Source organism: Nocardia coffeae (assembly GCF_019890715.1).
Taxonomy (GTDB): domain Bacteria; phylum Actinomycetota; class Actinomycetes; order Mycobacteriales; family Mycobacteriaceae; genus Nocardia; species Nocardia jiangxiensis.
The window spans coordinates 2015179-2039780 of sequence record NZ_JAINZY010000001.1; the positions used below are offsets into that span (position 1 = coordinate 2015179).

General features: G+C 66.5%; 24 protein-coding genes. 12 read left to right on the forward strand and 12 right to left on the reverse strand.

Translation table 11 applies throughout. From position 1 onward, the window contains the following. Positions 1 to 96: 96 nt before the first annotated feature. On the reverse strand, positions 97 to 1203 hold the full coding sequence (locus tag K7711_RS48860; RefSeq protein WP_222966420.1) for a class I SAM-dependent methyltransferase: 1107 nt from the start codon (positions 1201 to 1203) through the stop codon (positions 97 to 99). On the opposite strand from K7711_RS48860, the gene K7711_RS08920 reads away from it, so the two are divergent. Further along, positions 1179 to 1868: an O-methyltransferase gene (locus K7711_RS08920; protein WP_222966422.1), complete on the forward strand. Its 690-nt coding sequence runs from the start codon at positions 1179 to 1181 to the stop codon at positions 1866 to 1868. The two genes, K7711_RS48860 and K7711_RS08920, sit on opposite strands and share 25 nt — an antisense overlap. Before the next feature lie 8 nt (positions 1869 to 1876). On the opposite strand, the gene K7711_RS08925 is transcribed toward K7711_RS08920, so the two are convergent. Continuing rightward, complete coding sequence (locus K7711_RS08925; protein ID WP_222966424.1) at positions 1877 to 2497, reverse strand: TetR/AcrR family transcriptional regulator; 621 nt, start codon at positions 2495 to 2497, stop codon at positions 1877 to 1879. Between the two features lie 254 nt (positions 2498 to 2751). On the opposite strand from K7711_RS08925, the gene K7711_RS08930 reads away from it, so the two are divergent. Then, complete coding sequence (locus K7711_RS08930) at positions 2752 to 3483, forward strand: dienelactone hydrolase family protein (protein ID WP_222966426.1); 732 nt, start codon at positions 2752 to 2754, stop codon at positions 3481 to 3483. A gap of 380 nt (positions 3484 to 3863) precedes the next feature. Beyond that, positions 3864 to 4169 (forward strand): putative quinol monooxygenase, encoded by a 306-nt coding sequence (locus K7711_RS08935; protein ID WP_222966428.1) that lies wholly within the window; start codon positions 3864 to 3866, stop codon positions 4167 to 4169. Positions 4170 to 4172: 3 nt separating this feature from the next. On the opposite strand, the gene K7711_RS08940 is transcribed toward K7711_RS08935, so the two are convergent. Further along, positions 4173 to 4370, reverse strand: a complete 198-nt coding sequence (locus tag K7711_RS08940) for a hypothetical protein (protein ID WP_222966430.1) — start codon at positions 4368 to 4370, stop codon at positions 4173 to 4175. Positions 4371 to 4455: 85 nt separating this feature from the next. Next, positions 4456 to 5619, reverse strand: coding sequence for an MFS transporter (locus K7711_RS08945; RefSeq protein ID WP_222966432.1), 1164 nt, complete (start codon positions 5617 to 5619; stop codon positions 4456 to 4458). A gap of 140 nt (positions 5620 to 5759) precedes the next feature. Between K7711_RS08945 and K7711_RS08950 the strand changes: the two genes are divergently transcribed. After that, entirely contained in the window at positions 5760 to 6578 is an 819-nt protein-coding gene (locus K7711_RS08950; protein WP_222966434.1) for a mycofactocin-coupled SDR family oxidoreductase, read from the forward strand. A gap of 120 nt (positions 6579 to 6698) precedes the next feature. Next, the gene (locus K7711_RS08955; RefSeq protein WP_235746613.1) at positions 6699 to 7736 is read left to right on the forward strand and encodes a hypothetical protein; all 1038 of its coding nucleotides are present in this window, start codon (positions 6699 to 6701) and stop codon (positions 7734 to 7736) included. Between the two features lie 20 nt (positions 7737 to 7756). Here the strand turns inward: K7711_RS08955 and K7711_RS08960 are convergent, their stop codons facing one another. Further along, complete coding sequence (locus K7711_RS08960; RefSeq protein ID WP_222966436.1) at positions 7757 to 8905, reverse strand: alpha/beta hydrolase family protein; 1149 nt, start codon at positions 8903 to 8905, stop codon at positions 7757 to 7759. A 118-nt stretch (positions 8906 to 9023) separates the two neighbouring features. After that, the gene (locus K7711_RS08965) at positions 9024 to 9818 is read right to left on the reverse strand and encodes an IclR family transcriptional regulator (RefSeq protein WP_222966438.1); all 795 of its coding nucleotides are present in this window, start codon (positions 9816 to 9818) and stop codon (positions 9024 to 9026) included. Between the two features lie 278 nt (positions 9819 to 10096). Here K7711_RS08965 and K7711_RS08970 point away from each other — a divergent pair, with 278 nt between their 5' ends. Next, positions 10097 to 10750, forward strand: a complete 654-nt coding sequence (locus K7711_RS08970) for a TetR/AcrR family transcriptional regulator (protein ID WP_222966893.1) — start codon at positions 10097 to 10099, stop codon at positions 10748 to 10750. A gap of 7 nt (positions 10751 to 10757) precedes the next feature. Here the strand turns inward: K7711_RS08970 and casG are convergent, their stop codons facing one another. Together casG and K7711_RS08980 are read right to left on the reverse strand one after the other, a co-directional pair. Continuing rightward, positions 10758 to 12419, reverse strand: a complete 1662-nt coding sequence (gene casG / locus K7711_RS08975; RefSeq protein ID WP_222966440.1) for a steroid-24-oyl-CoA synthetase — start codon at positions 12417 to 12419, stop codon at positions 10758 to 10760. A 200-nt stretch (positions 12420 to 12619) separates the two neighbouring features. After that, positions 12620 to 13621 (reverse strand): sigma-70 family RNA polymerase sigma factor, encoded by a 1002-nt coding sequence (locus tag K7711_RS08980; RefSeq protein WP_222966442.1) that lies wholly within the window; start codon positions 13619 to 13621, stop codon positions 12620 to 12622. 145 nt (positions 13622 to 13766) lie between these two features. Here K7711_RS08980 and K7711_RS08985 point away from each other — a divergent pair, with 145 nt between their 5' ends. Then, the gene (locus K7711_RS08985; protein ID WP_222966444.1) at positions 13767 to 14348 is read left to right on the forward strand and encodes a dihydrofolate reductase family protein; all 582 of its coding nucleotides are present in this window, start codon (positions 13767 to 13769) and stop codon (positions 14346 to 14348) included. 44 nt (positions 14349 to 14392) lie between these two features. Here the strand turns inward: K7711_RS08985 and K7711_RS08990 are convergent, their stop codons facing one another. Together K7711_RS08990 and K7711_RS08995 are read right to left on the reverse strand one after the other, a co-directional pair. After that, the gene (locus K7711_RS08990) at positions 14393 to 15289 is read right to left on the reverse strand and encodes an aromatic prenyltransferase (protein WP_222966445.1); all 897 of its coding nucleotides are present in this window, start codon (positions 15287 to 15289) and stop codon (positions 14393 to 14395) included. Between the two features lie 189 nt (positions 15290 to 15478). Continuing rightward, the gene (locus K7711_RS08995; RefSeq protein ID WP_222966447.1) at positions 15479 to 16294 is read right to left on the reverse strand and encodes an SDR family oxidoreductase; all 816 of its coding nucleotides are present in this window, start codon (positions 16292 to 16294) and stop codon (positions 15479 to 15481) included. Between the two features lie 74 nt (positions 16295 to 16368). Here K7711_RS08995 and K7711_RS09000 point away from each other — a divergent pair, with 74 nt between their 5' ends. From K7711_RS09000 to K7711_RS09010, 3 genes are all read left to right on the forward strand, one after another. Further along, positions 16369 to 16965 carry a TetR/AcrR family transcriptional regulator gene (locus tag K7711_RS09000; RefSeq protein ID WP_222966449.1) on the forward strand — a complete coding sequence of 199 codons (597 nt, stop codon included), beginning with the start codon at positions 16369 to 16371 and terminating at the stop codon, positions 16963 to 16965. A 1160-nt stretch (positions 16966 to 18125) separates the two neighbouring features. Next, complete coding sequence (locus tag K7711_RS09005; protein ID WP_308014563.1) at positions 18126 to 19430, forward strand: cytochrome P450 family protein; 1305 nt, start codon at positions 18126 to 18128, stop codon at positions 19428 to 19430. A 283-nt stretch (positions 19431 to 19713) separates the two neighbouring features. Next, entirely contained in the window at positions 19714 to 21429 is a 1716-nt protein-coding gene (locus K7711_RS09010; protein WP_222966451.1) for an acyl-CoA dehydrogenase family protein, read from the forward strand. A gap of 159 nt (positions 21430 to 21588) precedes the next feature. On the opposite strand, the gene K7711_RS09015 is transcribed toward K7711_RS09010, so the two are convergent. Continuing rightward, positions 21589 to 22119, reverse strand: a complete 531-nt coding sequence (locus K7711_RS09015) for a hypothetical protein (protein WP_308014565.1) — start codon at positions 22117 to 22119, stop codon at positions 21589 to 21591. A 272-nt stretch (positions 22120 to 22391) separates the two neighbouring features. Here K7711_RS09015 and K7711_RS09020 point away from each other — a divergent pair, with 272 nt between their 5' ends. After that, positions 22392 to 23183, forward strand: coding sequence for an SAM-dependent methyltransferase (locus tag K7711_RS09020; protein WP_222966453.1), 792 nt, complete (start codon positions 22392 to 22394; stop codon positions 23181 to 23183). Positions 23184 to 23493: 310 nt separating this feature from the next. Continuing rightward, the gene (locus tag K7711_RS09025) at positions 23494 to 24234 is read left to right on the forward strand and encodes a DsbA family protein (RefSeq protein WP_308014566.1); all 741 of its coding nucleotides are present in this window, start codon (positions 23494 to 23496) and stop codon (positions 24232 to 24234) included. 80 nt (positions 24235 to 24314) lie between these two features. Here the strand turns inward: K7711_RS09025 and K7711_RS09030 are convergent, their stop codons facing one another. Next, entirely contained in the window at positions 24315 to 24596 is a 282-nt protein-coding gene (locus K7711_RS09030; protein ID WP_222966455.1) for a hypothetical protein, read from the reverse strand. Positions 24597 to 24602 lie beyond the last annotated feature (6 nt).

A 24602-nucleotide genomic window follows, 5' to 3' on the forward strand; every position in this document is an offset into this window, starting at 1 on the left:
TGCTGTCGAGATACGGAACACGTCCCCGGATCCGACTACCTCGAAACCTGCACCGCCCGAGCACATCTCAGTGCCTTATACCGATCCGTATGCGGGTCACGATACCGCTTCGGCGATGAACACGAACTCACGGCCGGGCCGGTCGGGAGCGTCGCGAACGTCCCGGAGTCGGTAGCCGCGGGCTCTCAAGTCGGATTCGATTTCGACACGCGCGCGGAACCGCAGGGTCGAATCCGATACGACGACCGAATCATCTCCTGTGAAGGTGTACGTATGCCGGATCGATACGAACGGGAGGTCGACCGCTGTTACTTCCAGGCGTTGCTCCACCCGCCCGACGTCCGGAATTTCGCGAACCACCGCACCTGTGCTCTCTGCCCAATCCTCCCAGGCGCGGCGTTCGGGACGTCTGGTCTCGAACGCGAGATGACCGCCGCCACGCAGGGCGTAGTGGATGCTGTCCAGCGCGTCGGCCCAGTCCTGGTCGGTGAGAAAGACCTGTGCCACGTTGCCGGTCATCACCGCGAGGTCGGCACCTGCTGCGGGAAGGTCTGTGGCGCGGCCGCGCAGCCAGGTGACACCGGTCGACGCAGGCTTTGCCTTCGCGACCTCCAGCGATGCTTCGGCCGGATCGATCGCCACCACCGATCGACCGCTGTGCGCTAACTGCACAGCGAGACTCCCTGTCCCGCAACCGATATCGACCACAAGCTCAGCGCCGATCTCGTCGGCAATTCCCATATAGAGACCCAAATCCGCACGATCCCCCTCGAACTCGTCGTAGAGCAAGGCGAGGCGTGAATCGGCGAAGATCGGATCCGGCACCGATCGACCGTAACCATTCGAGCGCTCTCCGCACCAATGGTTTTCAACCGCGGTCCCGCAAGCTGTGCGTACATGCCCTCTGGCACATGAGATTTCACTCGACACTATTTCGCCGAACGGCGCGTGCTCGGATGAATATCGCCGCGTCTCTCCAGGCTCTGGCGCCGCGTGGTACTCGAGCTCGACGAAATGTGAGCAGCCGCGGCAAATGCGCGCTTTCAGTGCGCTCGGCCAGGTCCCGACGGGGGCTGTTTTCGCAGTTCCGAGCGGCGACGCTTCAGTCGCATACCGCTGCCCACGACCGACCGTGAAAGCGAGTTTCGTTGGGGTGCAGATGTATTCAGAATTGAGCCATGACCAAACGTGATCCTTTCGCACTCCTGGACACCCGAGCCGCCGGGGTGCTGCGCCGGCTGCACTCGGCGAACGATCGGCAGTTGCCGCGGATGCTCGCACGGCTCGCCGGTGACCTGCCCGCGCTCGCGCTCGGGCGTCCACGGCGAGCCTCGGACGATGCGCCCGAGCGCTTCGACGACGCGTTCCTCGCACTCGGGCGGGAGCAGGCCGCCTATTGCTACGCCCAGGCTCGCGCCGTGCGCGCCCGCCGCGTGGTCGAGTTCGGGACGTCGTTCGGCGTCTCGACGATCTGGCTGGCGGCGGCCGTGCGTGACAACGGGGGTGGCACGGTGATCGGCACCGAGATGGTGCCCGCGAAGGCCGAACGCGCTCGCGCCCACGTGCGCGAGGCAGGTTTGGCGGATCAGGTCGACATCCGCACCGGCGATGCCCTGGAAACGTTGCGCGACCTCGACGGGCCGGTCGATCTCATGCTCAACGACGGCTTCCCGGACGCGGCCCTGGGCGTGTTGCGCCTCGTCGCACCGCACCTGCGCACGGGCGCTGTGGTGATCACCGACAACGTCGGGGTGATGCGCGGCGACTACGCCGACTACGTGTCGTGGGTGCGGGATCCGGCCAATGGCTTCGTATCGGTTCGGGTGCCGTACAAGGGCGGCACCGAAGTCTCGATCCGCGTGGCCTGACCGCGCGTCTATCGAGATCCGCGCAGGTACCGAGTCACCATGTCCACCAGCTCGTTCTCCATCGGCTCGACCGTGGTGGTGCGTGGATCGGCCATGAACTTGTGTGTGTTGATCTCCACCGTCAACACGATCAGCTCCGCGGCAGTGTCGAGGTCGCGCACGCCGACGTCCGGGTGCCGGGCGAGCAACTCGCGCACCTGACCGACGCGCAGCTTCCCGTGCCGGGCGATCGTGTCGCGCAGATCCTGCGACATCGGCGCCTGCTCGATCATGATCCGGAGCAGCTGCGGGTCGTCGCGGTGGTTGTCGATGGCGTCGCGGACCAGTGCTCGCACCATCGCCTCGAGGCTCCCAGCGGACAGATCGAGCTGGTCGGCCTGGGTCCACGTGCCGCGGTCGACGTGCTGCACCAGCAATTCGGCGAGGATCGCGTCCTTGTTCGGAAAGTATTGGTACAGCGAGCCGATGGAGATCTCGGCGTGTTCGGCGATGCGGTTCGTGGTGCCCGCGGCGTAGCCGTGCTCGACGAAGATGTGCGCAGCGGCGTCGAGGATGCGTTCGCGGGTGAGTTCGGCGCGCACTTGGCGGGGCTTGCGACGCGGGTCGAGGCGGCGACCGGCCGATGGCATTCGGATCCTCCCGCAGGACGCGACGAGCGAACAGTCGAAAAGCTGAGCTGGTGTTCACGATAGCGGCCGGGGCCTCCGCGAAAACCTGTTGGCGATGCCCGGCGGCCACTGCTACCTTTCCGGAGACCGTGCGAGAGAACGAGGAGGTGGTACCCGTGAACGCAGTATCGACATGGGTGCTCCCCTCCGGGGTCACGGTCGGGCGATAGGTCGTCCGGGAGCGCCGCTCGTGAGCACTCCCGAAAGGCACGACCATGCAATTCACTTCCGAACAGCGCCTCGACGACGGGGTCCTGGAACGCGAATTCACCCTCGGCGAGATCCCCGGCATCGTGTGGACGCCCGGATCCGCATCCGCACCGACACCGTTGATCCTGCTGGGCCACCCCGGCGGACTGCGCAAGATGTACCCCCGGCTGGTGGCCCGGGCACAGCGCGCCGCCGCGCAGGGTTTCGCCGCGGCCACCATCGAGTTGCCCGAGAGCGGCGAACGACCTCGCTCCGCGGCCGCCGAGCAGGCCCGCGCCGATCTGCGCGAGGCGCTGGCCGCCGGTGCGCCGGTCGACGACGAGATCGTCGAGCGGCTGATCCTCCCGCTGGTGGACCAGGCGGTCCCGGAATGGCGGGCCACCCTGGACGCCCTGCTCGAGCTGCCCGGGATCGGCGGCCCGGTCGGGTTCGCGGGCGGGGTGATCTCGATCGCCCTCCGGCTGGCGGTGGTCGAGCCGCGCATCTCGGCCGCGGTTCTGTTCGCCGGAAGTTTCGTGCCCCGCACCATGTTCGAGGAGGCCCGGCAGGTCAGCGTTCCGCTGCTGGTCCTGCTGCAGTGGGACGACGAAGGCAACGACCGGCAACTGGCCCTGGACCTGTTCGACGCCTTCGGCTCCGCGGAGAAGACGCTGCACGCCAATATGGGCGGGCACACCGGCGTCCCGCAGTTCGAAGGGGACTCCGGGGACCGGTTCTTCGCGCGGCATCTGAGGTGAGGCCGGGCCGTCGGGCCGACGGCAGACGGTAAGGGCTGTCGGCGAATCCGCGTATCGGGGACAGGTCCCAGCCCTCCCCGATGCGCGGTGGCCAGACCGACATCCACGCCCCTGGATCACCCTCGAAACTTACCGACAACCTTGAAAGTCGAAGCGCCATAACGACATCAGTCGCGTCAGCTCGACTGCGGTACCCATTCCAGACCGGAGAAGACGGCGGCGACGAGGTGCGCGCGCTGATCGCGCCGTACACGCCGCGATACGACTGGCAGGGCGTCTCCGACGAGGCCGAACTCGACGCGATCCGCGCCAGGATCCCGGGAATGGCACTGACCTGAGCAAGGGGTCCGGCCGCCGTGACCGGCTGGTAGCCTCGCCTCATGCCAGTGATCGTTGCCACCATTACGCCGAAGCCCGACAAAGTCGACGAGGTCGCGGCGGTTCTCACCCGCCTCATTCCCGAAGTCCACAACGAGGACGGGTGTGAGGTGTACGCCCTGCACAAAGGCAAGGACCGTTTCGTGTTCGTCGAGAAGTGGCGGGACATGGCAGCACTGGGCGCCCACAGCGGCGCGCCGAGCATCAAAGCCTTGAACGAAGGACTCAAAGATCTGGTGGCCGGCCCGCTAGACGTCCAGGTCCTCGAAGCTCTTCCCGCGGGCGACCCGGCGAAGGGCGCCCTCTAGCCACTACTCGTCGTCGAGTCGTCGGGCCAGCGTTTGGCCCGACGGCAGATGGTCGACGAAGCTGTGGATGAAGCCCAGTGCGGCCACCGAACCCGAGAACGTCCCCGGGGCGAAGCGGGTGAAGAAGCTCAGTACGAACGGGACGATCAGCGTGCAACAGCCGACCCACCGCATACCGGATGTTCGACGAGAAATCCCCACTGCCACAGCCTAGTTCGACATTTCTTCGCCGGGCACGCAGTCGAGAATCCGATTGTCCTGCCGCACAGCCGGTGTGCTGGCGATGTCATCGATCTCGGTGGAAGGACAGGGATACTGCCACGGCGATGGCCGCGACGAGGCCGGCCAGAGTGAGCAATCCGAGGTCGACCGTGGCGGCGGTGGCGACCGCGCCGACCAGCAGTGGGCCGCCGGCATCGCCGAGTTCGCGACCGATCTCGGCGGCGCCCATGGTCTGACCGAGCCGTTCCGGCGGTGTGGTGGCGGCCAGGTGGGCGAAACCCAGCGGGGTCAGCAGGCCGGTTCCGGTACCGATCAGGATGGCGGCGGCGAGAACTCCGATGAGGCCGGGCAGCATGGTCGCGAGCACGATTCCGGTCGCGGTCACCATCAGTCCCGCTGTCATCCCGGTGCGGTCGCGCAGGCGTCCGGTATCGCGGGCGCGTCCGGCACGCGGTTGAACGAGCGCGGCACTGGCAGCGAGCACGGAGACTGCGGCGCCGGTGGCCAGCGGACCGAGCCCGTGCCCTGCGCCGACCACGGGCAGGAATCCGACCCCGACCGCGAGCGCGGCCGTTCCTCCGGCGAGGGCTGTGGTCGGGCGCAGGAAGTTACCGCTGCCCAGGCGGCGGATCAGACCCAGTACGGTCTCGCGGGCCCGCGGCAACGCGGGCACGGCAGGCACCGCCAAGGCCGCCCAGACCGCGACGGCCGCGGCCAACACGGCGAGGGTCGCGAACAGCAATCTGTAGCCACCGAAAACGACCAGGACCCCACCGAGCAGAGGACCGAGCGCGTATCCGAGGCCCTTCCACGCCCCGTACCCACCGAACGCGCGACCGTGCCCGGTATCTGGCGTCAGACGGGCCACCATCGCCCCGGCCGCAGGCGAGAACGCTGCTGCCGCAGCACCTTGCCCGAGACGAGCGACGCCGACGAAGGCGGGGTCGGCCGTCGGCACGAACGCGACCGAGGCGATGGCGAAGGCGATGAGACCGCCGAGCAGCACCGGACGAGGTCCGATCCGGTCGGCCAGGGTTCCGAACACGGGTTTGAGCAGCACTTCCGCGCCGTCGTACACGGCCAGCAGCACACCGAGAGTCAGCAGGTCGGCGTGTTCGGCGGACAGGTAGCGGCCGAGGCCGGCCGCGATGCTGTGCGCGCCGAACGCGGTGACGAAACCGGCCGCATACAGCGGTAGCAGTCGCGCCCTCGGCGTCGCGGTGACCATCTTTTCCACAGTAGGCGTTGGTGATTCGATACCGGAGCCGGAGGTGATGCGTGCGTCACGCGGCCCCCGACGACCTGCCGGACAATTACCGTTGCGCTTACGATATAGCCGTCCACATTCCGAGAACTGCAGGAGGGCATGTGAGCGGCCGACTGAACGGCAAGGTGGCATTCATCACCGGAGCCGCACGAGGACAGGGACGTGCGCACGCGGTGCGGCTGGCGAGCGAGGGAGCCGACATCATCGCCGTCGACCTGGCCGGTCCCCTCCCACAGGTGCAGTACGAGTCCGCCACCCCGGACGACCTCGCCGAAACCGCCCGCCTGGTCGAACGGACCGGCCGGGGCATCGTCACCGCGCAGACCGACACCCGGGATCTGGACGGCCTGCGCAAGGCCGTGCAGGAGGGCGTGGAGACCTTCGGGCGACTCGATGCCATCGTGGCCAATGCGGGGATCTGCGTCCCCGAGACCTGGGACGAGATCACCCCGGAGTCCTTCCGGGATGTCATGGACATCAACGTCACCGGCACGTGGAACACCGTCGTCGCGGGTGCGCAGCAGATCATCGACGGCGGCCGCGGCGGGTCTATCGTGCTGATCAGCTCCACGGCCGGACTCAAGCCGCAGCCGTTCATGGTTCACTACACCGCCAGCAAGCACGCGGTGACCGGGATGGCCCGCGCCCTCGCGGCCGAATTCGGCAAACACTCCGTCCGGGTCAACAGCGTGCACCCCGGCGCGGTCGACACACCGATGGGCGGCGGCGACATGGTGAACGGACTACGCCGCGTCTTCGCGACGAATCCCCAACTGACGCAGATGAATGCACCGTTCCTGCCGGAGGGACATGCCGAACCGGAGGACATCGCCGCGACGGTGTCCTGGCTGATCAGTGACGACGCGCGCTTCGTCACCGGCGCACAGATCGCGGTCGATCTCGGGTCCGCCCAGTACTGACCGAACCTCCTGCGGCTCGATCCACTCCGAATCCGGAAGCCAATACTGTCGCATTAACAGTAGTGTTCGCAGTATCATATCCGGGAGCGACCGCAGCTACGCCGGAGAGGACCGACGCCGATGACCGCGGACAACACCCCGACCGAGACCCCGCCGATGTCGCGTGCAGAGCAGATGCGCGCCAAGGTCACCGTGATCCCGTACGTCTCGATGGCGGACGCCTCGGTGCACGACCACTCCACGCGCGACAAGCAGTTCCCCGGACTGCACAACGATCTGCTGTTCCTGTGGGCGATGGCCGATACCGCGGACGGGAAGCGCTACGAACTGGTTCGAACGTTGTCCGCCAGTGCCACATACGATTTCACGGTGCACGAATGTTCTACCGAGCTGTGGTCCGATCCGCGCAACGTCTGGTTCCCGGGTGAGAACGATCTGTACTGGGGCCCGATCCTGTGGATCGAGCGCGAGGGCGAGCAGACCCTCTTCCCGGCGAATCTGGACATGCGCGCCAAACATCCGATCCGGGTTTCCCTGGGCCCCGAGCGGTACGTGTGGAAGGAGCACCGCGACGGCGTCGACATCGTGCTGACGCCGTTGCCGATGAACGTCACCACCATCTACGTGCCCGGCCCGCCCGACGACGTCGGCTACACCAGCTCGGGCTGCTCGGTGTCCGGCAGTATCCAGGGCTCACCGATCGTCGGCGGCTACGGCGGACTCGACCGCATGTACTGCCTGCCGGGGATGAGCGCCCAGGTCTCCAAGATCGCTGAGCTGGAACACTATTGGTTCGTCTGGGGAGCGGTGTTCGCCGACGGGCACTGGGAGACCGGCAACGCCATGCTGGGCGCGGGCGACTACGCCACCGCCACCTTCCACCGCCAGGGCGAGGACCCGATCATCGCCACCAACCGCGAGGTCGGCTCCAAGGTGGTCTGGGAGGCGAAAGGTGATGTGCGCCAGCCTGTGCACGCGAGACTGGAGTTCGGCGGACGCACCTTCACCTTCGACGCCACGCACAATGCCGCGGCGGCCGCGGTGTCCATGGGCATCGCCTGGATGCACGGAAACGTCCGGGAGCAGGGCGCTCCCGAACCCGTCCGGTGCTGGTCGACGATGGAGGTCATCAAGATCCGCGCCACCCCGCGCGACTGAGCTCCTCGCCCGGCTACGGCTCAGTGGCCGAGCGCGTGGGCGACGAAGCTCTCCGCATCCTGCAGTGACACCCCGACCGTGCCGCGGTGATCCGCGCCCTGATATTCGCGGTAGTCGACGGTATTGCCGTTGTCCCGCAACGTCTTCACCAGCAGATCGGTCGATGCCTTCGATATCACCGCGTCGCCCGCGCTCTGCGCGAGCATCGTGGGAACCGACAGGTGCAGCCTGCCCGGATCCTGCTGGACGAGATACGCGGTCAGCGGCCCGAGGTCGGCGTCGGTCCGGAAAATCCGGTCCGCGGGCACCGGGGTCACCTTCCGCAGCGCATCGATGCAGTCCACCTTCCCCGCCGACAGCAGCGGCTGTGCGTCCTGGGTGACCCAGCGGGACGGATCGAGGGCCGGATCCGCGGCCTGCGCGCCGAGCAGGATCAGCGGCAGGAACGGTTCGGCGACCTCGGCCCCGGGAGTGCCCGCGGCGAAGTACCGCACGACCTGATCGAAGCCGCTGCCCGGTGCGATGGCCACCGCACCGGCGAGATGCAACTCGGGTGCGCGCTTGGGCCCCTGCGCGGCGGTGAACAGCGCGGCTTGCCCGCCCTGGCTGTGGCCGATCGCGAACCACGTCGAGCCGACCGAGGAATCCGTGTGCCGGGCGGCCCGGACGATATCGGTGACCGCGTTGACCTCGGTGACGCCGTTGACGTACGGATGAATTCCGGGCGTGCCCAGTCCCTCGTAGTCGGTGCTCGCCACGACGTAACCCTTGGCCACCCAGTCGTTCAGGGAGGTGTCCATCTCGGTGATGTAGTCGTGCGTCGGACCGCCGGGGAAGTCCGCCGAGGGTGCGCACCCGTCCGCGACACCGGTCGTCCCGTGCGCCCAGCTGATCACCGGATACCCGCCGGACGGGGGCGGAGTGCGGGGAATCGCCACGGTCCCCGAGACCACGACCGGCTTGCCTGCGGCGTCCTGCGAGACGTACGTGACGAGTTCGGTGCGCGCGGCGCTCGGTAGTGCCACACTGCCGTCGACGGTCCGGGAGGTCAGCAACTCTCCCGGGCGCAGCTCGGCCGCACCGGCGCTGTCATCGGATTTCGATGTGCTGCAGGCTGTTCCCGCGATCAGGACGGCGAGAGCCAGAACTCCGGCATGGATCGATTTCATGAAATGGTCTCCCGCGGTTCGGATTCGGTGATCAAGACATCGGCTCCACGGCTCGCACCGGAGGTCGAAGTGGACCCAGAGTGCCTACGCGCCAGGTCGTTCGGTGCGCAGGTCCCGCTCACCGAGATTCCGAATACAGCGCATCGGTCACCGCACGAGCCGCGGTGAGCACCAGCGGAGCGACCCGTTCGAGTCGGACGCTGCGCACATCGCCGCACAGCGACACCGCGGCCACCGGACCATCGGGCCCACGGACCGCGACGCCGACGCAGCCGATCCCGGAGACCGCCTCACCCCGCTCGTAGGCGATACCGTGCCGCTGCCTGATCCGGTTCAGATCCTGGTGCAGCAGTGGCAGTTCGGTGATCGTCCGGTCGGTGCTGCCGACCAGGCGCCTGCCACACAGCCGATCCACCTGCTCCGGATCGATCCACGCGAGCATCGCCTTGCCGCCCGCGGTGGTGTGCGCGGGCACCCGGCCGCCGACCCGCGAGGGCAGCGTCGTGGCCAGTCGCCCGCCCACCTTGTCCAGGTAGACGCTCTCGTCGCGCTCCAGAACCGCAAGGTGCACAACCAATCCCGTCTGCATGTGCAGTTCGTGCAGCAGCGGCGCCGCGGCCGCGCGGATCAGGCCGTGCCGGTTGTCGCTGCCGCCGAGCCGCCGGGCGCGCCGGCCCAGGCAGTACCCCAGATCGAGGTGATCGACCCAGCCGAGCCGAACCAGCTGATCGAGTATCCGGTGCACCGTGGAGCGCGGCAGATGGGTCCGCCGCGCGACCTCCTGGAGAGTCAGCCGCGAGTCGGGCCCATCGATGGCATCCAGGATCAGGGTCATCCGCTCCACCATCGAGGGCGGCAGATCCTGCTTCCCGGTGACCGCCGACGGTGCGTCACACGAATCGACGAGCGTCATCGACACCTCCAAATGCCCTGGTCGAAGACCTGCATCTTGACAAAACTGAAATTAATTCTTGAAATACTAGCAGCGGGCACCCCGACCCGGAAGTGAATCGGACATCGGGTTCGCGGTGGTGGACGCCGACACCCGGTTCGTTGCTAGCCTGGACGAACCGGCGGTCCCGCGATGTCCTCCGGACCATCGACGACCGCCGAGCCGGGCCTCGGGCCAGTGGCGCCGAACCGGTCCGCTACGACCGGATTCGTCGCCGTGGCAGGACCGAAGGGATGAGAGTGCCGAGAATCGCCGAAGCGCGCGACGCCGCCGAGCCGAGTTCGCAGGAGCAGCGCGCACGCCACGTCCGCATGCTCACCGCCGCCGCCGAACTGGCCTCGGAGAAGGAACTGGCCCGCGTGCAGATGCACGAGGTGGCCAAACGCGCCGGTGTCGCGATCGGCACGCTGTATCGGTATTTCCCTTCCAAGACACACCTGTTCGCGGCGGTCATGGTCGATCAGCTCGAACGACTGGCCAGCAGGTCCGCCCGCAAACCCACGTACGACGCACCGCAGGACGCGATGCGCGCCGTACTTGTCCGGGCCACCCGCGGGCTGCTGCGCCGGCCCGCGCTGTCCACGGCGATGGTCATGTCGACCTCCACCGCCAATCACGACCTGGTGCCCGACGCGGCCCGGGTGGACCGGATGTTCCGGCAGATGCTGCTGGACGCGGCGGGTATCGCACAGCCGACCGAGGTGGAGGTGACCTCGGTGCGACTGCTGATCCAGCTGTGGTTCGGCGTGGTGCAGTCCTGCCTCAACGGGCAGATCTCGCTGCCCCAGGCGGAATCGGATATCCGCCGGGCCTGTGAGCTGCTACTGGTCGACCTGCGCGATCCGCGCCGGGACGGACCGGGCGATGCGAACGGCATCGCTCCGCCGTCGTGAGTACCGCTCAGACCTCGATGCCGCGGCGGATCAGTTTGCCGGTTGCGTTGCGCGGCAACGGTTCCCCGGTGAAACGCCAGCGGCTGGGCACCTTGAAATACGACAGCCGCTCGGCCGCGTAACCGCGCAGATCCTCCGAAGTCACCACACTGCCGGGTTGCACGACCACGACCGCGGAGACCTCCTCGCCGAGATCCTCGTGCGGAGTGCCGATCACGACGCATTCCAGGACGTCGGGATGTTCGTCCAGGCACTGTTCGATCTCGGTGGGATAGACGTTCTCACCGCCGCGCAGGATCAGATCCGAACGTCGGCCGACCAGACGCAGCAGACCGTTCTCGACGATACCGAAATCGCCTGTCCGGAGCCATCGTTCGGGTGTGATCGCCGCATCGGTGGCCGCCTGATCCGCCCAGTAGCCGAGCATCACGTAGGGACTCCGCACGCAGACCTCGCCCTCGACACCCTCGGGCGCCGGATTCCCTTCCGGGTCACGGATTTCCAGATTCACGCCGATGATCGGACGCCCCAGTGTGCCCGGGAACTGCTCGAGCTCAGCGGGAGTCGCGACCGCGACCGCCGTACTGCATTCGGTCAGGCCGTAACTGTCCACCAGCGCCGCGCGGGCGAACGGAACCCGTTCTCGCAGACGCTCTTTGAAGGCGATCGAGGACGGTGCGGAGGCCAGGGCGAAGGCGGTGAGCGAGGACAGATCGTAGGCGTCGAACTCGCCGTACTCGACCAGGCGTGCGGCCATCGAGGGCACCGCACCCCAGCTCGTGACGCGCTCACGTTCGACCAGACGCAGTACCGCCGCCACGTCGAACGCGCCCTGATGCATCACGACCGCGCTGCCGGTGACCAGACGCGGCACCACCAGATTGTGCAGGCTCGCGATGTGGAACAGCGGCGAGGTGAGCAGATAGCGCAGCGAACTCGGCGCATCCGGGTCGTAGGGCTGCCCGGTGAACGCGGCGAGTGCGGCATCGTTGAACCGGTGGTAGTCGGCGACGGCCAGGATGTTCCGCTGCGAGTGCAGCGCGCCCTTGGGCCGACCACTGGTCCCGCTGGTGTAGACGATGGCCGCCGGGTCGTCCTCGTCGACCTCGGTGTGCGGCAACGGAACTCCGGCGTTGCGCGCGAAGATCGCGGGCAGGTCCTCGGCCATCGTGAGCACCCGGACGCCGGTATCGGCCGCGGCGAGCACAGCGGCGCGCTTGGCGTCGGCGATCACCACCGTGGGACGGCTGTGCTCGATGCCGAAGGCGACCTCCCGCGACACCCACCAGCCGTTCATGCACACGGTGACCGCGCCGAGCATCTGCGTCGCCCAGAACGCGATCACCCATTCGGGCGTATTGGCCGCGTAGATCGCGACCCGGTCGCCCTTCCCGACGCCGAAGTCGTCGCGCAGCGCAACCGCCAGCGCCGCGACCGCCGCCGCGTGCTCGGTGAAGGAGATCCTGCGGTCCGCGGTCACGAGATAGTCCCGCTCACCCCACCGCAACGACTCGGTCAGCAACTCCCCCACCGCACGACCCCGATGTCGCATCACCGGCATCCGCGCACCGAGCACCGTCTCCTCGACGAGTTCGAACGGTCCCCCGGGCCCCATCAGCGCGGCTATCGCCAGATTCGGGTCCCGCGCTGAATCCGTTCGCCCACTCATCGTGCCGACCTTTCGTCCCTGCCACTCGTACCAGGCACACAATGGCACCTACCAGCGCCACCGGCCCGTGTCGGTACCGCTCAGCGAGACCCGCATCAGCCGGTTGCGTCGGTTCCGGCTCCAGGCGCACCTGCACTCATCCCATACCGATTCCGTTGCAGTGCAACGGACTGGACGGTCAGCAGCAGGTACCAGCGAGGTCAGTTCGCGGGCCGGGGGCAGGGTAGTGAGCGCGGGAGTCCGAACCACGGCAGGACGGTGTTGTCGAACCGGGTCATGGCGCTGATCCGGTCGCCGGAGAGGGTGAGTTCGTAGAGTCCGGTGCCGTGGCCGATGCCGCTCGGGTCGCGCAGGTACGCGCCGAAGGCCGGTTGCCCGTTGGCCCGGGTGGGCACCAGGTCGAATCTTCTTCCCGCGCCGAATATTTCGGCGCAGAAGCGGGCGACGAGATCTCGGCCCTGGTACTCGAACGGTACCGGGGGCATGGCGATGAAGGCGTCGTCGGTGAGCAGCTCGATCAGGGCGTCCAGGTTCGCGGACTCCCAGGCGTGCACGAACTTCGCCACGATCGCGTCCTCGGCGCTCGAATGGGGTGGCGGCGGGCGATCACCCGTCGGCCGGGGCAGCGACGCGCGGGCCCGCTTGAGCGCACTGGTCACCGAATCGACTGTGGTGTCCAGCATTTCGGCCACCTCGACGGCATGGAAGCCCAGCACGTCACGCAGCAGCAGGACGGCGACCTGGCGGGGCGGCAGCGCCTGCACGGCGGTGATGAACGCCAGGGATATCGCCTCCCGGCGTTCGTAGCGCGCCTCGGGTCCCGCCTCGCCCGTGTCCGCGAGCAGCGCGTCGGGGTAGGGCTGCAACCAGACGATCTCGCCGAGGCGGGTCGGCTCGGGCGGCACGACGCCGGGCACATCCCACTCCCGTGCCCGGCGGCGGCTCGTCGCGCGGCGCGCGTTGAGACACCGGTTGGTCGCGATCCGGTAGAGCCAGGTGCGGACCGAGGAACGTCCGGCGAATCCGCTCATCCCCTGCCAGGCGGCCAGCATCGTGTCCTGCAGGGCGTCCTCGGCATCCTGGAACGATCCCAGCATCCGATAGCAGTGCACGTGCAATTCCGCGCGATAAGGCTCGGTCACCGCGCGAAACGCCGCCGCGTCCCCCGCCCGCGCCAGCGATACCTGGTCACCAGTCACCATCGGTGGTGTCACCCTCCTCGGTCGTAGGCCGTTTCGAATATCGACACCGCATCGCGCCCGAACTGGTCGCTCGCCGACCGACCGGTTCCCCGATGCCGCGGGTTCTACCTCAGTGATAGCCCGCCCGCCGACAAGGAGCATCGAAATGGGAAAGATCGTCGTGTTCGAGAACATCACCCTCGACGGGGTCGTCCAGGACCCGACCGGTGCGGAGGGCTTCTGCGCAACGGACTGGCGCACCGACCTCACCGTGAGCGACCACGAAGCGTGGAACCGGCTGATCCTCGACGACGCCCGCACCGCCCAGGCACTACTCCTGGGCCGTCGCGCCTACGAGTTCTTCGCCGCCCGGTACCCCTCCCGCACCGGCCCCCTCGCCGACGCGATGAACAACCTGCCCAAGTACATCGTCACCAGCACGCTCACCGACCCCGGCTGGAACAATTCGACAATCCTCAAAGGCGAAGTCCTGGAATCGATTACACAACTGATCGACACGATCGACGGCGAGATCCGCGTCTACGCGAGCTCGCTGCTGGTACACACCCTGATCGAGCAGAACCTCGTCGACGAACTCCGTCTGGCGGTTTTCCCGCTGATGATGGGCGCGGGCAACCGCCTGTTCGACCGAACCGATGAACCCGGCCCGCTGACCCCGGCGCGCCTGCACCTCGCCGAGGTTCGCACGATCGGCGACAACCTCATCCACCTCACCTACCGCCGGTAACAGGGAACGGCGGCCCCGCTGGGGCGCAAGCAGATCGGCAGGGTTCAGTGCGTCGGCGGGATCGCGACGTCGCCCGGCAACCGCAGATCACTGCTGCGCGGATTGTAGTCGGCCTGCACCTTGTAGTACCGGCCGTCGGGTTTGTAGGCGGCGTAGAAGGTGAAGGCGTGCGCACCGTCGCCGACCAGCGGTGCGCTCCGGACGAAACGCTCCAGCACCGGATCCAGATGCACCGGAAAGGTTTCCCGGGAGAACCTGCGCGGGAAGCAGATTCGCCGCACACCCGGATCGGACCAGGAGAACGTGCGGTAGATCGTGTAGGCGTGCGCACCGAGCGCATCCAACTCGGCATCGCTCGCCGGAGCGAAGTCGAGTTCGCGCAGGATCGCGGCAATATCCTCGGGCGGCAGCTGGCCGGGAGTCAGCAACTGCGAGTACAGATTCATGGTCCGGCCGACGAAATCCACTGCCACCAGCAGGAATTTCCCGCCACCCCACCGGGTGAGGTGCTCGGCATCGGCGCGCACCGCGTCGGGCATCCCCGGTAGCGCCGAAATCTGCTGTACATCGAGCATTTCGCCGAGCGCGAGCCAGACCTTCTGCACGCCGGACCCCACCGCGACGTCGACGCCGAACTGCACCGGCACCGCCTCGGCCACCGCGGCCAGCACCTGTTCGAGCGGATGCCCGGTGAACTCGAGCAGTCCCGCCTCCCGCAGCGCGACCGTCGGATCGGCCGTGAAATTCATGAACCGCACGTTGACTTCACGCTCGCCGACCGGCTCGGTGGTGGTACGCACAGCCATCAGTGCGTCCGGCGCGATATCGGCCAGCACATCGAGTACCGGCTCCACCCGCGATACGTCATATGCCGCATCGGCCAGTCGCGCGTACTCCCGCAGATCGTCTCGCAGACGTTGAGTCACAGCAGATGTCGGCATCGGACCAGTTCACCTCGCGTATGGAGTGTGTTCGTCGAATCTCCGGCACAGGATATCGCCGCCTCGCCGATCATCGGCAAGTATCGAGCATTCCGGCATGCCACGCCGCAGTCGATCGATCACCACCGGTGACCAGGTGATCCGCGCTCGCCGATGCGGATTCCCGCACGCGGACAACAGATTCGGCAATCACGCCCCGCCGTACCGGGCACCGGCCACGGCCCCGCCGTCGACCAGGAGATCGGTTCCGGTGATGAAGGAGGCGTCGGGGCCGAGCAGGAATGCCGCAGCCGCCGCGATATCGCCCGCGGTGCCCTGCCGCCCGGTTCCCGACGCCTCGACCATCGCACGCATCCCGGCGCCGGACTCCCCCGCCAGCTCCCGACGTCCCATCACGGTGCTGATGACGCCCGGACTGATGCTGTTGACCCGAGCGCCACGCTGTCCCCAGGCCAGGCTCGCCGCCTGCACCCGGACCTGATTCGCGCGTTTGGCGACGCTGTAGGCCGCGCCCGGATTCGGGAGCCCGGCCAGGAAGGGCAGGTCGAGCAGGTCGTCCGCAGCGGTGGTCGCCAGCGCGGCCTCGGCCTCGGCGGGCAGCTGCCCGATCGCGAACGCGCCGGCCATGCTCGCGATCACCACACCGGCCCCGCCCGGTGCGACGACCTTCGCGAACTCCTCGAGCACGAGTGCCACACCGACCATGTCCACCGCCAGGATCGCCGCGGTCGACGCCTGCGCCGGAGAGAGCCCGGCGGTGTGCGCCAGCGCCGTCACCGAGCCCAGCGCGGCGGCCTGGCCTGCCAGCGAGGACACCGAATTGCGCTGGGATACATCGACTTTCCGCGCATGCACCTGATATCCGTCACCGTCCAGCGCGGCGGCGACCCGGTCGAGAACCTCCGCGTCGAAATCGGCCAGCAGCACCTGCCGACCCGACCCGAGGCGACGCGCGATGGCCTCACCCATACCGCCGGCCCCGATCACCACCAGAACCTCGCTCATCGCACTCCCTACCTAAATACAATACGAATCGTCTCGCTTTCAGCGGACAGTACACCCCTCGTACGCTGACGGCCATGACCCAGTCCCGCCGCGGCCCCAAACGCAACGAGGCGTCCCGTCGGGCAATCCTCGAAGCGACCCGCGACATCCTACGCACCGACGGCTACGACCGACTGTCGCTGGACGGCATCGCCCGACGGGCCGGGGTCGGCAAACAGACGATCTACCGCTGGTGGTCCTCGAAGGCCGCTGTCGTGGTCGACGCGGTCCTGGACGGCTTCATCCCCACCCCGCCCCTGCCCGAACCGAGCGGATCCGATATCGCCGAGGCGCTGCGCGAATGGCTTCTGGCATTCCGCGAGCAGATCGCCTCTCCCGTCGGCCGCACCCTCTCCCGAGCCCTCACCGGCGCGGCGGCCGTGGACGACACCGCCGCCACGCGCCTGTACACCCATTTCACCGGCCCACTGCGGGAGCATCTGCGCGAGCGACTCGCCGCCGACGCCGAACTACGCCCCGACGCGGACCACCTCGCCGCCGCCGACGCGCTGATCGGCACCCTGATCTTCCTCACCCTCTCCCGGCAGCCCGTCGAATCCGACCACCTCGACGGACTGCTCGACGTCGTCCTCAACGGCCTGCGCGGATCCTCGAACGAATCCGCCGAGTAGATCGCCACGGCGCGTGGGGAATTCACCTCCGCGCCGGACACCTCCCGGTACCACTATCACGAATTGTTCACGAGCTTCTCGTCACACTTTTCACATCGATTTCACGAGGGAAATCCAGCTGTTTCCCATTTCTCCCGCACGAGCCACAGCGCGGATCGATAGCAGATGAGCATCGATCGAACCGATGGATCGCAGGCGAACGGTTGCTGTACGACCGCGAACGAGGCGGTTGCGCGCGGCGGAAACCGCTTCCACCGCAACGACGCTCACCCGAACGCCCACTCCGCGAACTCCGGCAACCCGCCCGAGCACATGCGGTGACCTGCGCCCGAGCGACCGGCCCCGAATCGGATTCGCCCGATGGCGAACGCTTGTTACCGTTCGCTGTGAGTCGTAAGAAAATTTGTGGCACAATACAATTCGTGACTAGGTCGGTCGAAAGCTACTCTGCGGCAAAGGCAATGCCTGCTGTCCGCACGATCGACATTTCCGCTCGCCATCGCCGGTGCATAGTCGCGCAACCGGCCGAAACAGACCACTCGCCGCCTCGGCGAGGACCGATCGAGCAACCGCGGCTTCGAGAGTTCGCCCCGGTGTCCACGCGATTGCCCGAGAGCCGGGAACAGTGCGCATTCGGCGCGCGCCGCCCGGCGTCCGGGTAGGGGCGCGTGGTGTACGTGAAGGTGTGTGATGCATCGAGCTTCTGACATGTGATCGCCCGGCTCCCGCCACCGGTCCCCCCGCATCATCGACGCAAATATGCGGTGAACTCCGGCGTGCCGAAGCACGGCAGCACGGACCTCGGTATGCCCAACGGTGGCGAGCTACCGCTGGATAGGAAATCAGCAGGAGGCAATCATTGCCTGGAGTCCGCCATGAAGTCCCCGAAGGTTCGTGCTGCGAGCCAAGTTGCCGAGGGCTATGATGAGATCGTTTGATCGCATCCAGATACATTGCGGTCGAACGACTTTCGCGTGTCGAAGGTTGGTCGAACAGGAGTTGCAGGACATGTCGCGCAGATCGGCCGGTACCGGTGACGCCACTACGCCTGGACAGCAGAGCGAACCGACCGGTCCGGATCGGTTCCGGTCGCGCCGTCCCGCTCCGAACCCCTTCGCCATCATCATCCATTATCAGGTCATCCGAGGAGCCGTTTCACCGTGAATTCCCCACAGCCCACCAAATTTCAGCGGCCGGATGCGTCCTCGGCGGTAGATATTGGCGCTGTCGAGGAACGCGTGCCGATGCACACCCAGGAATTCGCGCAGAATCCGCACGGTTATTTCCAGTTCATGCGCGATTATTATGGCGACCTACCGCTGATCCCGGTGTGGATTGCCGAGGGAATACCGGCGACGCTGGTGATCAAATACGAGACGGCGAGACGAATCCTACACGATCCCGCTCATTTCTCCGCCGACCCGCGCACCTGGCAGACCAAACTCCCCACCGATCGGCGGCTGGATTTCCTGCCGATGGTCGAGTGGCGATCGAACGCACTGCGCAGCAATGGCGACAGCCCGGAGCACAAACGCTACCGCGAGGCGACGCAATACGCGCTCTCGAAAGTCAACCAGTTCGCGTTGCTGGACCAGTTGGAGTACGAGGCACACAATCTGATCAATGCGTTCTGCGCCGAGGGCGCCACGCAGGATCAACCGCTCGATCTGATCCAGCACTACGTCGCTCCGCTGACCTTCACCATGCTGAACTACATGGTCGGCTCGCCGCCGGAGATCATGGCGCGCATCGCCAAGGCCAGCGCCGATCTGTTCGAGGGACAGGACACCGTCGAGACCAACGCCCAATTCGCCTCGGCGCTGCTGGACCTGATCACACTCCGGCGCACCGAGCCCGGCGACGACATCACCACTCGCCTGATCGCGCACGAGAGCGAACTGACCGACGAGGAGATCGCCCAGCAGTTGGTGACCTGCCTGTCGGCCGGTACCCAGGGCCCCGGCGATCTCGCGGCCAGCACGATCAAGCTGCTGCTGACCACGCCGGTGCACGAGCGGCCGCTGACCAAGACCGCACTGAACCAGACCCTGGCCACCGACCCGCCGATGGCGAATTACCAGATCACCTATCCGCGACAGCCGATCGCGATCGACGGCGTGTGGCTGCCCGCCGACGAGCCGGTGATCGTCAGTCTCATGGCCTGCTGCACCGATCCGATGATCAACAACGGTGATTATCACAGCGACGGTTGGCACGCCGGTTTCGGTTTCGGCCCGCACGAATGCCCCAACGATGCGAAAAGCATCTCTCTCCAGATCGTTCACGGACTCATCGACTGGCTCTTCGATATTCTGCCGGAAATACAACTCGCCGTTCCGGCCGAATCACTGGTGTGGCGTCCGGGACCGTTTGCTCACGGACTCCTGACACTGCCAGTCACATTCCCCAGAACTCCACCGATGATGCCGACGAGGCGTCCCCCGACTTCTCAGTACTCGGGCTGAGAAGAATGACACCTCTTGAAACTCCATGGAGAATATATGAGATGACCATGAATGTTTGATCGAAATAACATCGGGGCCACGACAGGATATGACCCCGGATGTTGGGCATTCCGCGCGGGGGGGTTTGCTGTGCCATAACTCCATGGCCTGGGCGCGGATTATAATCCGTTACCAGAGTGGGTGTGTTATGACAACAACAGATCTTCCCCGTCCCGCCGGTTCTGTCAATGAAACCCCTCCTCCCGTTCACGATCCACGGCTCGCCGCCGAATCAGCACCCACAGTGGCCGCACTGCGCCGGGTGATCTTCGGCGAACAGTGGCCACTCCAACGTCGATTCAGGGATGTCATCGCCGGACTGGGCGACGGTCCACGGACTGGACTCATTCACTCGGAAGAAGCTCTCATCGGGCCGGAACTGTTGCGGCTCGCACTGTTCCGGCTGGGCCACCCCGCCCGGGAGATCGCCGCCGACCATCAACTCCGCGGCGCGCTGTGCGGTAACGCTCTCGTGGCCGCGCCGCACATGGCGCCCATCCTGACCGGACACTTCTCGTTGTCCGCCAGCGCAATCAACCGGCTGGGCAACGGATCTCGCTATCAGCAGGAGTGCCTGACCGAACTGGACTCCGCGCAGGCGATCGGTCTGCTGTGCCTGACCGAACTCGGCGGAACCAACGGCAACGATCACAAGACCATCGCGGAGTGGGACGCCGAAACCGGAGGTTTCCGGATTTCCTCGCCCAGCGCCGAAGCATGGAAGTTCATGCCGAACGCGGCCTCGGCGGTGCCCAAGACCGCGGTCGTCACCGCGCGGCTGCTCGTCGACGGTGAAGACCAGGGCGTGCTGCCGTTCCTGTTCCGGTTGCGCACATCCGATGGTCTGGCGAAGGGGGTCGATGCGGTCACCCTGCCGGACAAATCCTCGACAGCGATGGACCACGGCATCTTCCGATTCACCGGACTATGGGTGCCGCGTGATGCGCTGCTCGGCGGCGACTGGGCCGTGATGACTCCGGACGGGCGGTTCGAATGCGATGTGCCACTGCGTCATCGGTTCCACCGCGCGATCGGTGTCCTGGGCGACGGCCGACTGGACCTGGCCAACTGCATCATCGCGGCGGCGCGGGCGGGGCTGGCCGGACTGGTCAACTACTCGCTGCAACGTCGGCCCGGCGAGGGGATGCTGATGGCCGACCGTGACAATGTGCAGCTCGACCAGGTCTCCGCACTCGCCGCGGTCTACGCCACGAGCGTGCTGGGTCGCCGCATCCGCGACCTGCGCAGCGGACCCGATGCGGATGCTCACCCGCACGCGGTGTGGTCGATGATCGCCAAACCTCTGCTCACCTACACCGGGCTCGAGGTCCTGACGATGTGCGAACAGCGGGCCGGCGCCCAGGGGGCATTGCGTTCCAACCTCCTGGCCGACTGGATCGGCGGCACCAAGGGCGCGATCACCGCCGAGGGTGAGAACCGGATCCTGCAGGTCAAGGTCGGACGTCCCGATATCGAGTTCCTGCGACTCCCGGGCACGCCCGACCGACTGCCGTGGTACCTGGAAATGTTGATCGACCGCGAACATCGGATCGCGACGAGTCTGCGCAACGGCTCACCCGACCCGGCGAGCTGCGCACTCGGTCCCGAATCGGCCGCGGTCGAGATGGCCGACGCGACAAGTCAACGACTCGCCGCCACAGCGCTGTATCTGGAATGGGTCAACGGGTCGGACCCGACCGCCTGCAGACTGGCCGAGTCCGCGGCTGCGGCGTACGCATTGGAATGCATTCACTCGAACGCCGCATGGTTCATCGGTCACGAGCACATGCCGAAGGTGGCCAATGAGCTCCGCGGGTACCGCACGGTTCTGCTCGATCACCTGACGACCATGGTCGACGGGTTCGCGCTGCCCGACCTGTCCTTCGCCCCCATCTTCTCGGAGAACTACATCGAGGCGTACCGAGAATTCACCGGTTGGGAGGATGCCACCGCAGCCTGAGCGCCCATCACCGCCGCCAACGTCGTCGGCGATCGATTCCCGACCCTCGTCAGGGTCGCGCCCATGCATGCGTTCTGACAGCGAAAGGTGCTCCGAGCCAAGCGGATTCGGCAGTCGTCGGTCGAATCACAACGGCCAGGGCACCTTTCGTCATGCATCTCACCATTTCACCATCGGCAGCGGATGTCTCGGATTCCGTACCGCATGGGATCCGATGTTCCGCAGCAGAAATGCATGGAAACCCCGGTACGGTAGTTCGGCCACGATATCGCGTACGTCCCGAATGCCCACTCCGGAACGAACCAAACCACCACTGACATCTATTCGGTCGGCTATTCGGAATGTTTCATTCAGCTCGTCGGCCGAACGGCGTAAGCGATGGTGGTCCAGTACGAGTGTGCGCACTGTCTCGATGTCATCGATCCCGTAGTCGGCGGCCAACTGCTCGGCGAGGTCCGCGGACGGAGCCAGATAATCGACCGTCCCGGCCGTCCAGATACCCAGGTCGTGGATCGCCCAGGCCAGTGCCGCGGTCTCGGGCGGATCGGCCCGCAGCAGCAGACGTTGATAGTTGACGCAGCGCAGCACGTGGTTGCGGTACATCTGCTCGTGCGAGCCCAGCACATCCACGTACCGCTGTAGCACATCGTCGATCAGGCGGTGCGAGGTGATCACACCCGAACCATGCACTGAGAATCCTTCCCACGAAATGGTGACGTACCAAGTGATTCGATGCCCAGACTACCGGCATCGACCTCGCCATTCGAGAGCAATTCCGACAAATCCGACCCACTGCACCCGCGCCTCGATTCGATGCGCGTGCCGGACGACGAACCCGAGATGTGCCGGTTCACCGATCCCGTCGAAATGTCCGCGATATCGCGTTTGCTGATCCCGCGCAGTCTGCAGATATTCGAAATAGTCACTGTGTTTCAACAGCTTTCGCGCTACAGTGCGTAATTGTGGACTCCTCGGAGCTCGACCCCCAACTCGCGCACACCGCGCGGGTCTACGACTACTGGCTCGGCGGACACGACAACTACGAGGCGGACCGCCGCGCCGGTGAACGTTCCGAACAGGTCCATCCACACGTACGGGTGACTGCCCGGCAGAATCGCAGTTTCATGTTGCGCGCCGCGGAATTCTGCGCGCGAGAGGGTATTCGGCAGTTCCTGGATATCGGCACCGGCATTCCCACCGAACCGAATCTGCATCAGGCCGTCCAGAAGGTCGACCCCACGTCGCGAGTGGTCTACGTCGACAACGACCCCTTGGTCCTCGCCCACGCCCGCGCCCTGATGACCAGCACTCCCCAGGGCTGCACCACCTACGTACACGCCGACGTACGGAATCCGGACTCGATCCTGACCGCCCCCGAACTACTCGAAACCCTCGACCCCACCCTGCCGACCGCGCTGTCACTGATCGCCGTGATGCATTTCGTGGAAGACGAACACTCCCCCTACGAAATCGTCGAACACCTCGTCGCCGCACTGGCCCCCGGCTCATATCTGCTGATGACCCACGCCACACCCGATTTCGGCCCGGAGATGGCAGAAGTCGAACGCGTCTACCACGAATCCGGAATGCCCGGACAGATCCGCACCCGAGACCAATTCGCCCGATTCTTCACCGGCCTGGAATGGGTAGCCCCCGCCCTCACCACCCCACACAAATGGCGTCCGGCGATCACACCACCCGACAAGATGGACAACCAGGTCCAGTTCTACGCGGGCGTCGCCCGCAAAATGTGAACCGCCGCAAACGGTTCGAGGCTCACGCCGCCAGATGCGAACCGGCGGATCACCGAGCTACCACAACTGGTTCGAGATCTACCCTGGCCGGTGGACGCAGGCGACGCAACGTCCGGTCGAACCCGGTGAAACACAGCGCCCACCCCTCACCGTCCGGACCGATCCGCACCGAACTCGGCCCGGTCCAACCGCCCGACAGCCCCGACGCGATCGCGCACGAGTGGCCGGTGGCGGGATCGAGCCGATAGATCGCGCAGCAGCGGACGTGTCGGATTCCGGCGGGTGCGGCTGCTTTGGCAGAGTGGGGCCCGTGAACTCCTCCCCCGGATCGACGTATCAGCCGCGACCGATGTCCAGCCGCACTGCCTACCTCCTCGGCGGCGTCGCACTCGTGGTCATCGTGCTGATCGTGGTGTACGTGATGCATTCGAGCAGCAGCAAGAGTCTGAAGGTCCAGGAAGACGGGTACGGTCCGGTGCACGACTCGGCGGTGAGCGCACTGCTGGATTCGGACGGCGCGATCGTGCTCGGTAAATCCAACGCCGCCAAGACGATCGATCTGTACGAGGATCCGCTGTGCCCGGATTGCGGATCGCTCGAACACTATTACGGGCAGCAGATCGCCAAGAATGTCGACGCGGGCAAGCTCATCGTGCGGTACCGGTTCGTGAACTTCCTGGATTCGAAGTCGGGCACGAAGGATTACTCGACCCGTGCGATCGCGGCCAGTGATTGCGTCGCCTCGGCCGGGGACGGCCCGACGTTCTCGAAATTCCATCAGGCGCTGTTCACCACCAAACAGCCCAGCGAGGAAGGCGGCAGCCTCAGCAACGACGAGCTGGCCGCGATCGCCAAGGATGCCGGGGCTTCGCAGGACGTGCAGCAGTGCATTGCCAAGGGCGACCGCGTCGACGAGGCGCGCGACCACGCCCAAGCCGCGATGACGGCCCTCAAAGACGCTGCGGGGCAGGTGCAGACCCCGACGGTGCTGGACGGCGGCAAGAACGTCGACACCGAGGACTCGACCTGGGTGACCAAGCTCGCGGGATAGCCGCGCTCGGTCTCGAACCGCCCGGACGGCAACCCCAGCCGTCCGGGCGGTGTCCATCAACCCCGTGGACAAACTCCGGATCAGGGGTCCTCATCGATCAGCGCCTCGTAGACGCGATTGCGCGCATCGGCGATGGCGTTGACGGTGTCGCGCAGTTGTCCGGCCATCGCGGCATAGCCGGATCCGGCAGGGGTCCGGTCGAGTTCGGATTCCAGGCGACTGCGAAGTTTGTCGAGCGCTGCGATTCGTTCGCGTTCCACGGCGACGTCGATGACGGTCGGCGCCGGCGGGCGGTCCGGGTGCGACATGTGCGGTGTCCTGTGGATCGCTACCGGACGGACGTCCGGCTGCAGAGCGAGCATCAGTGA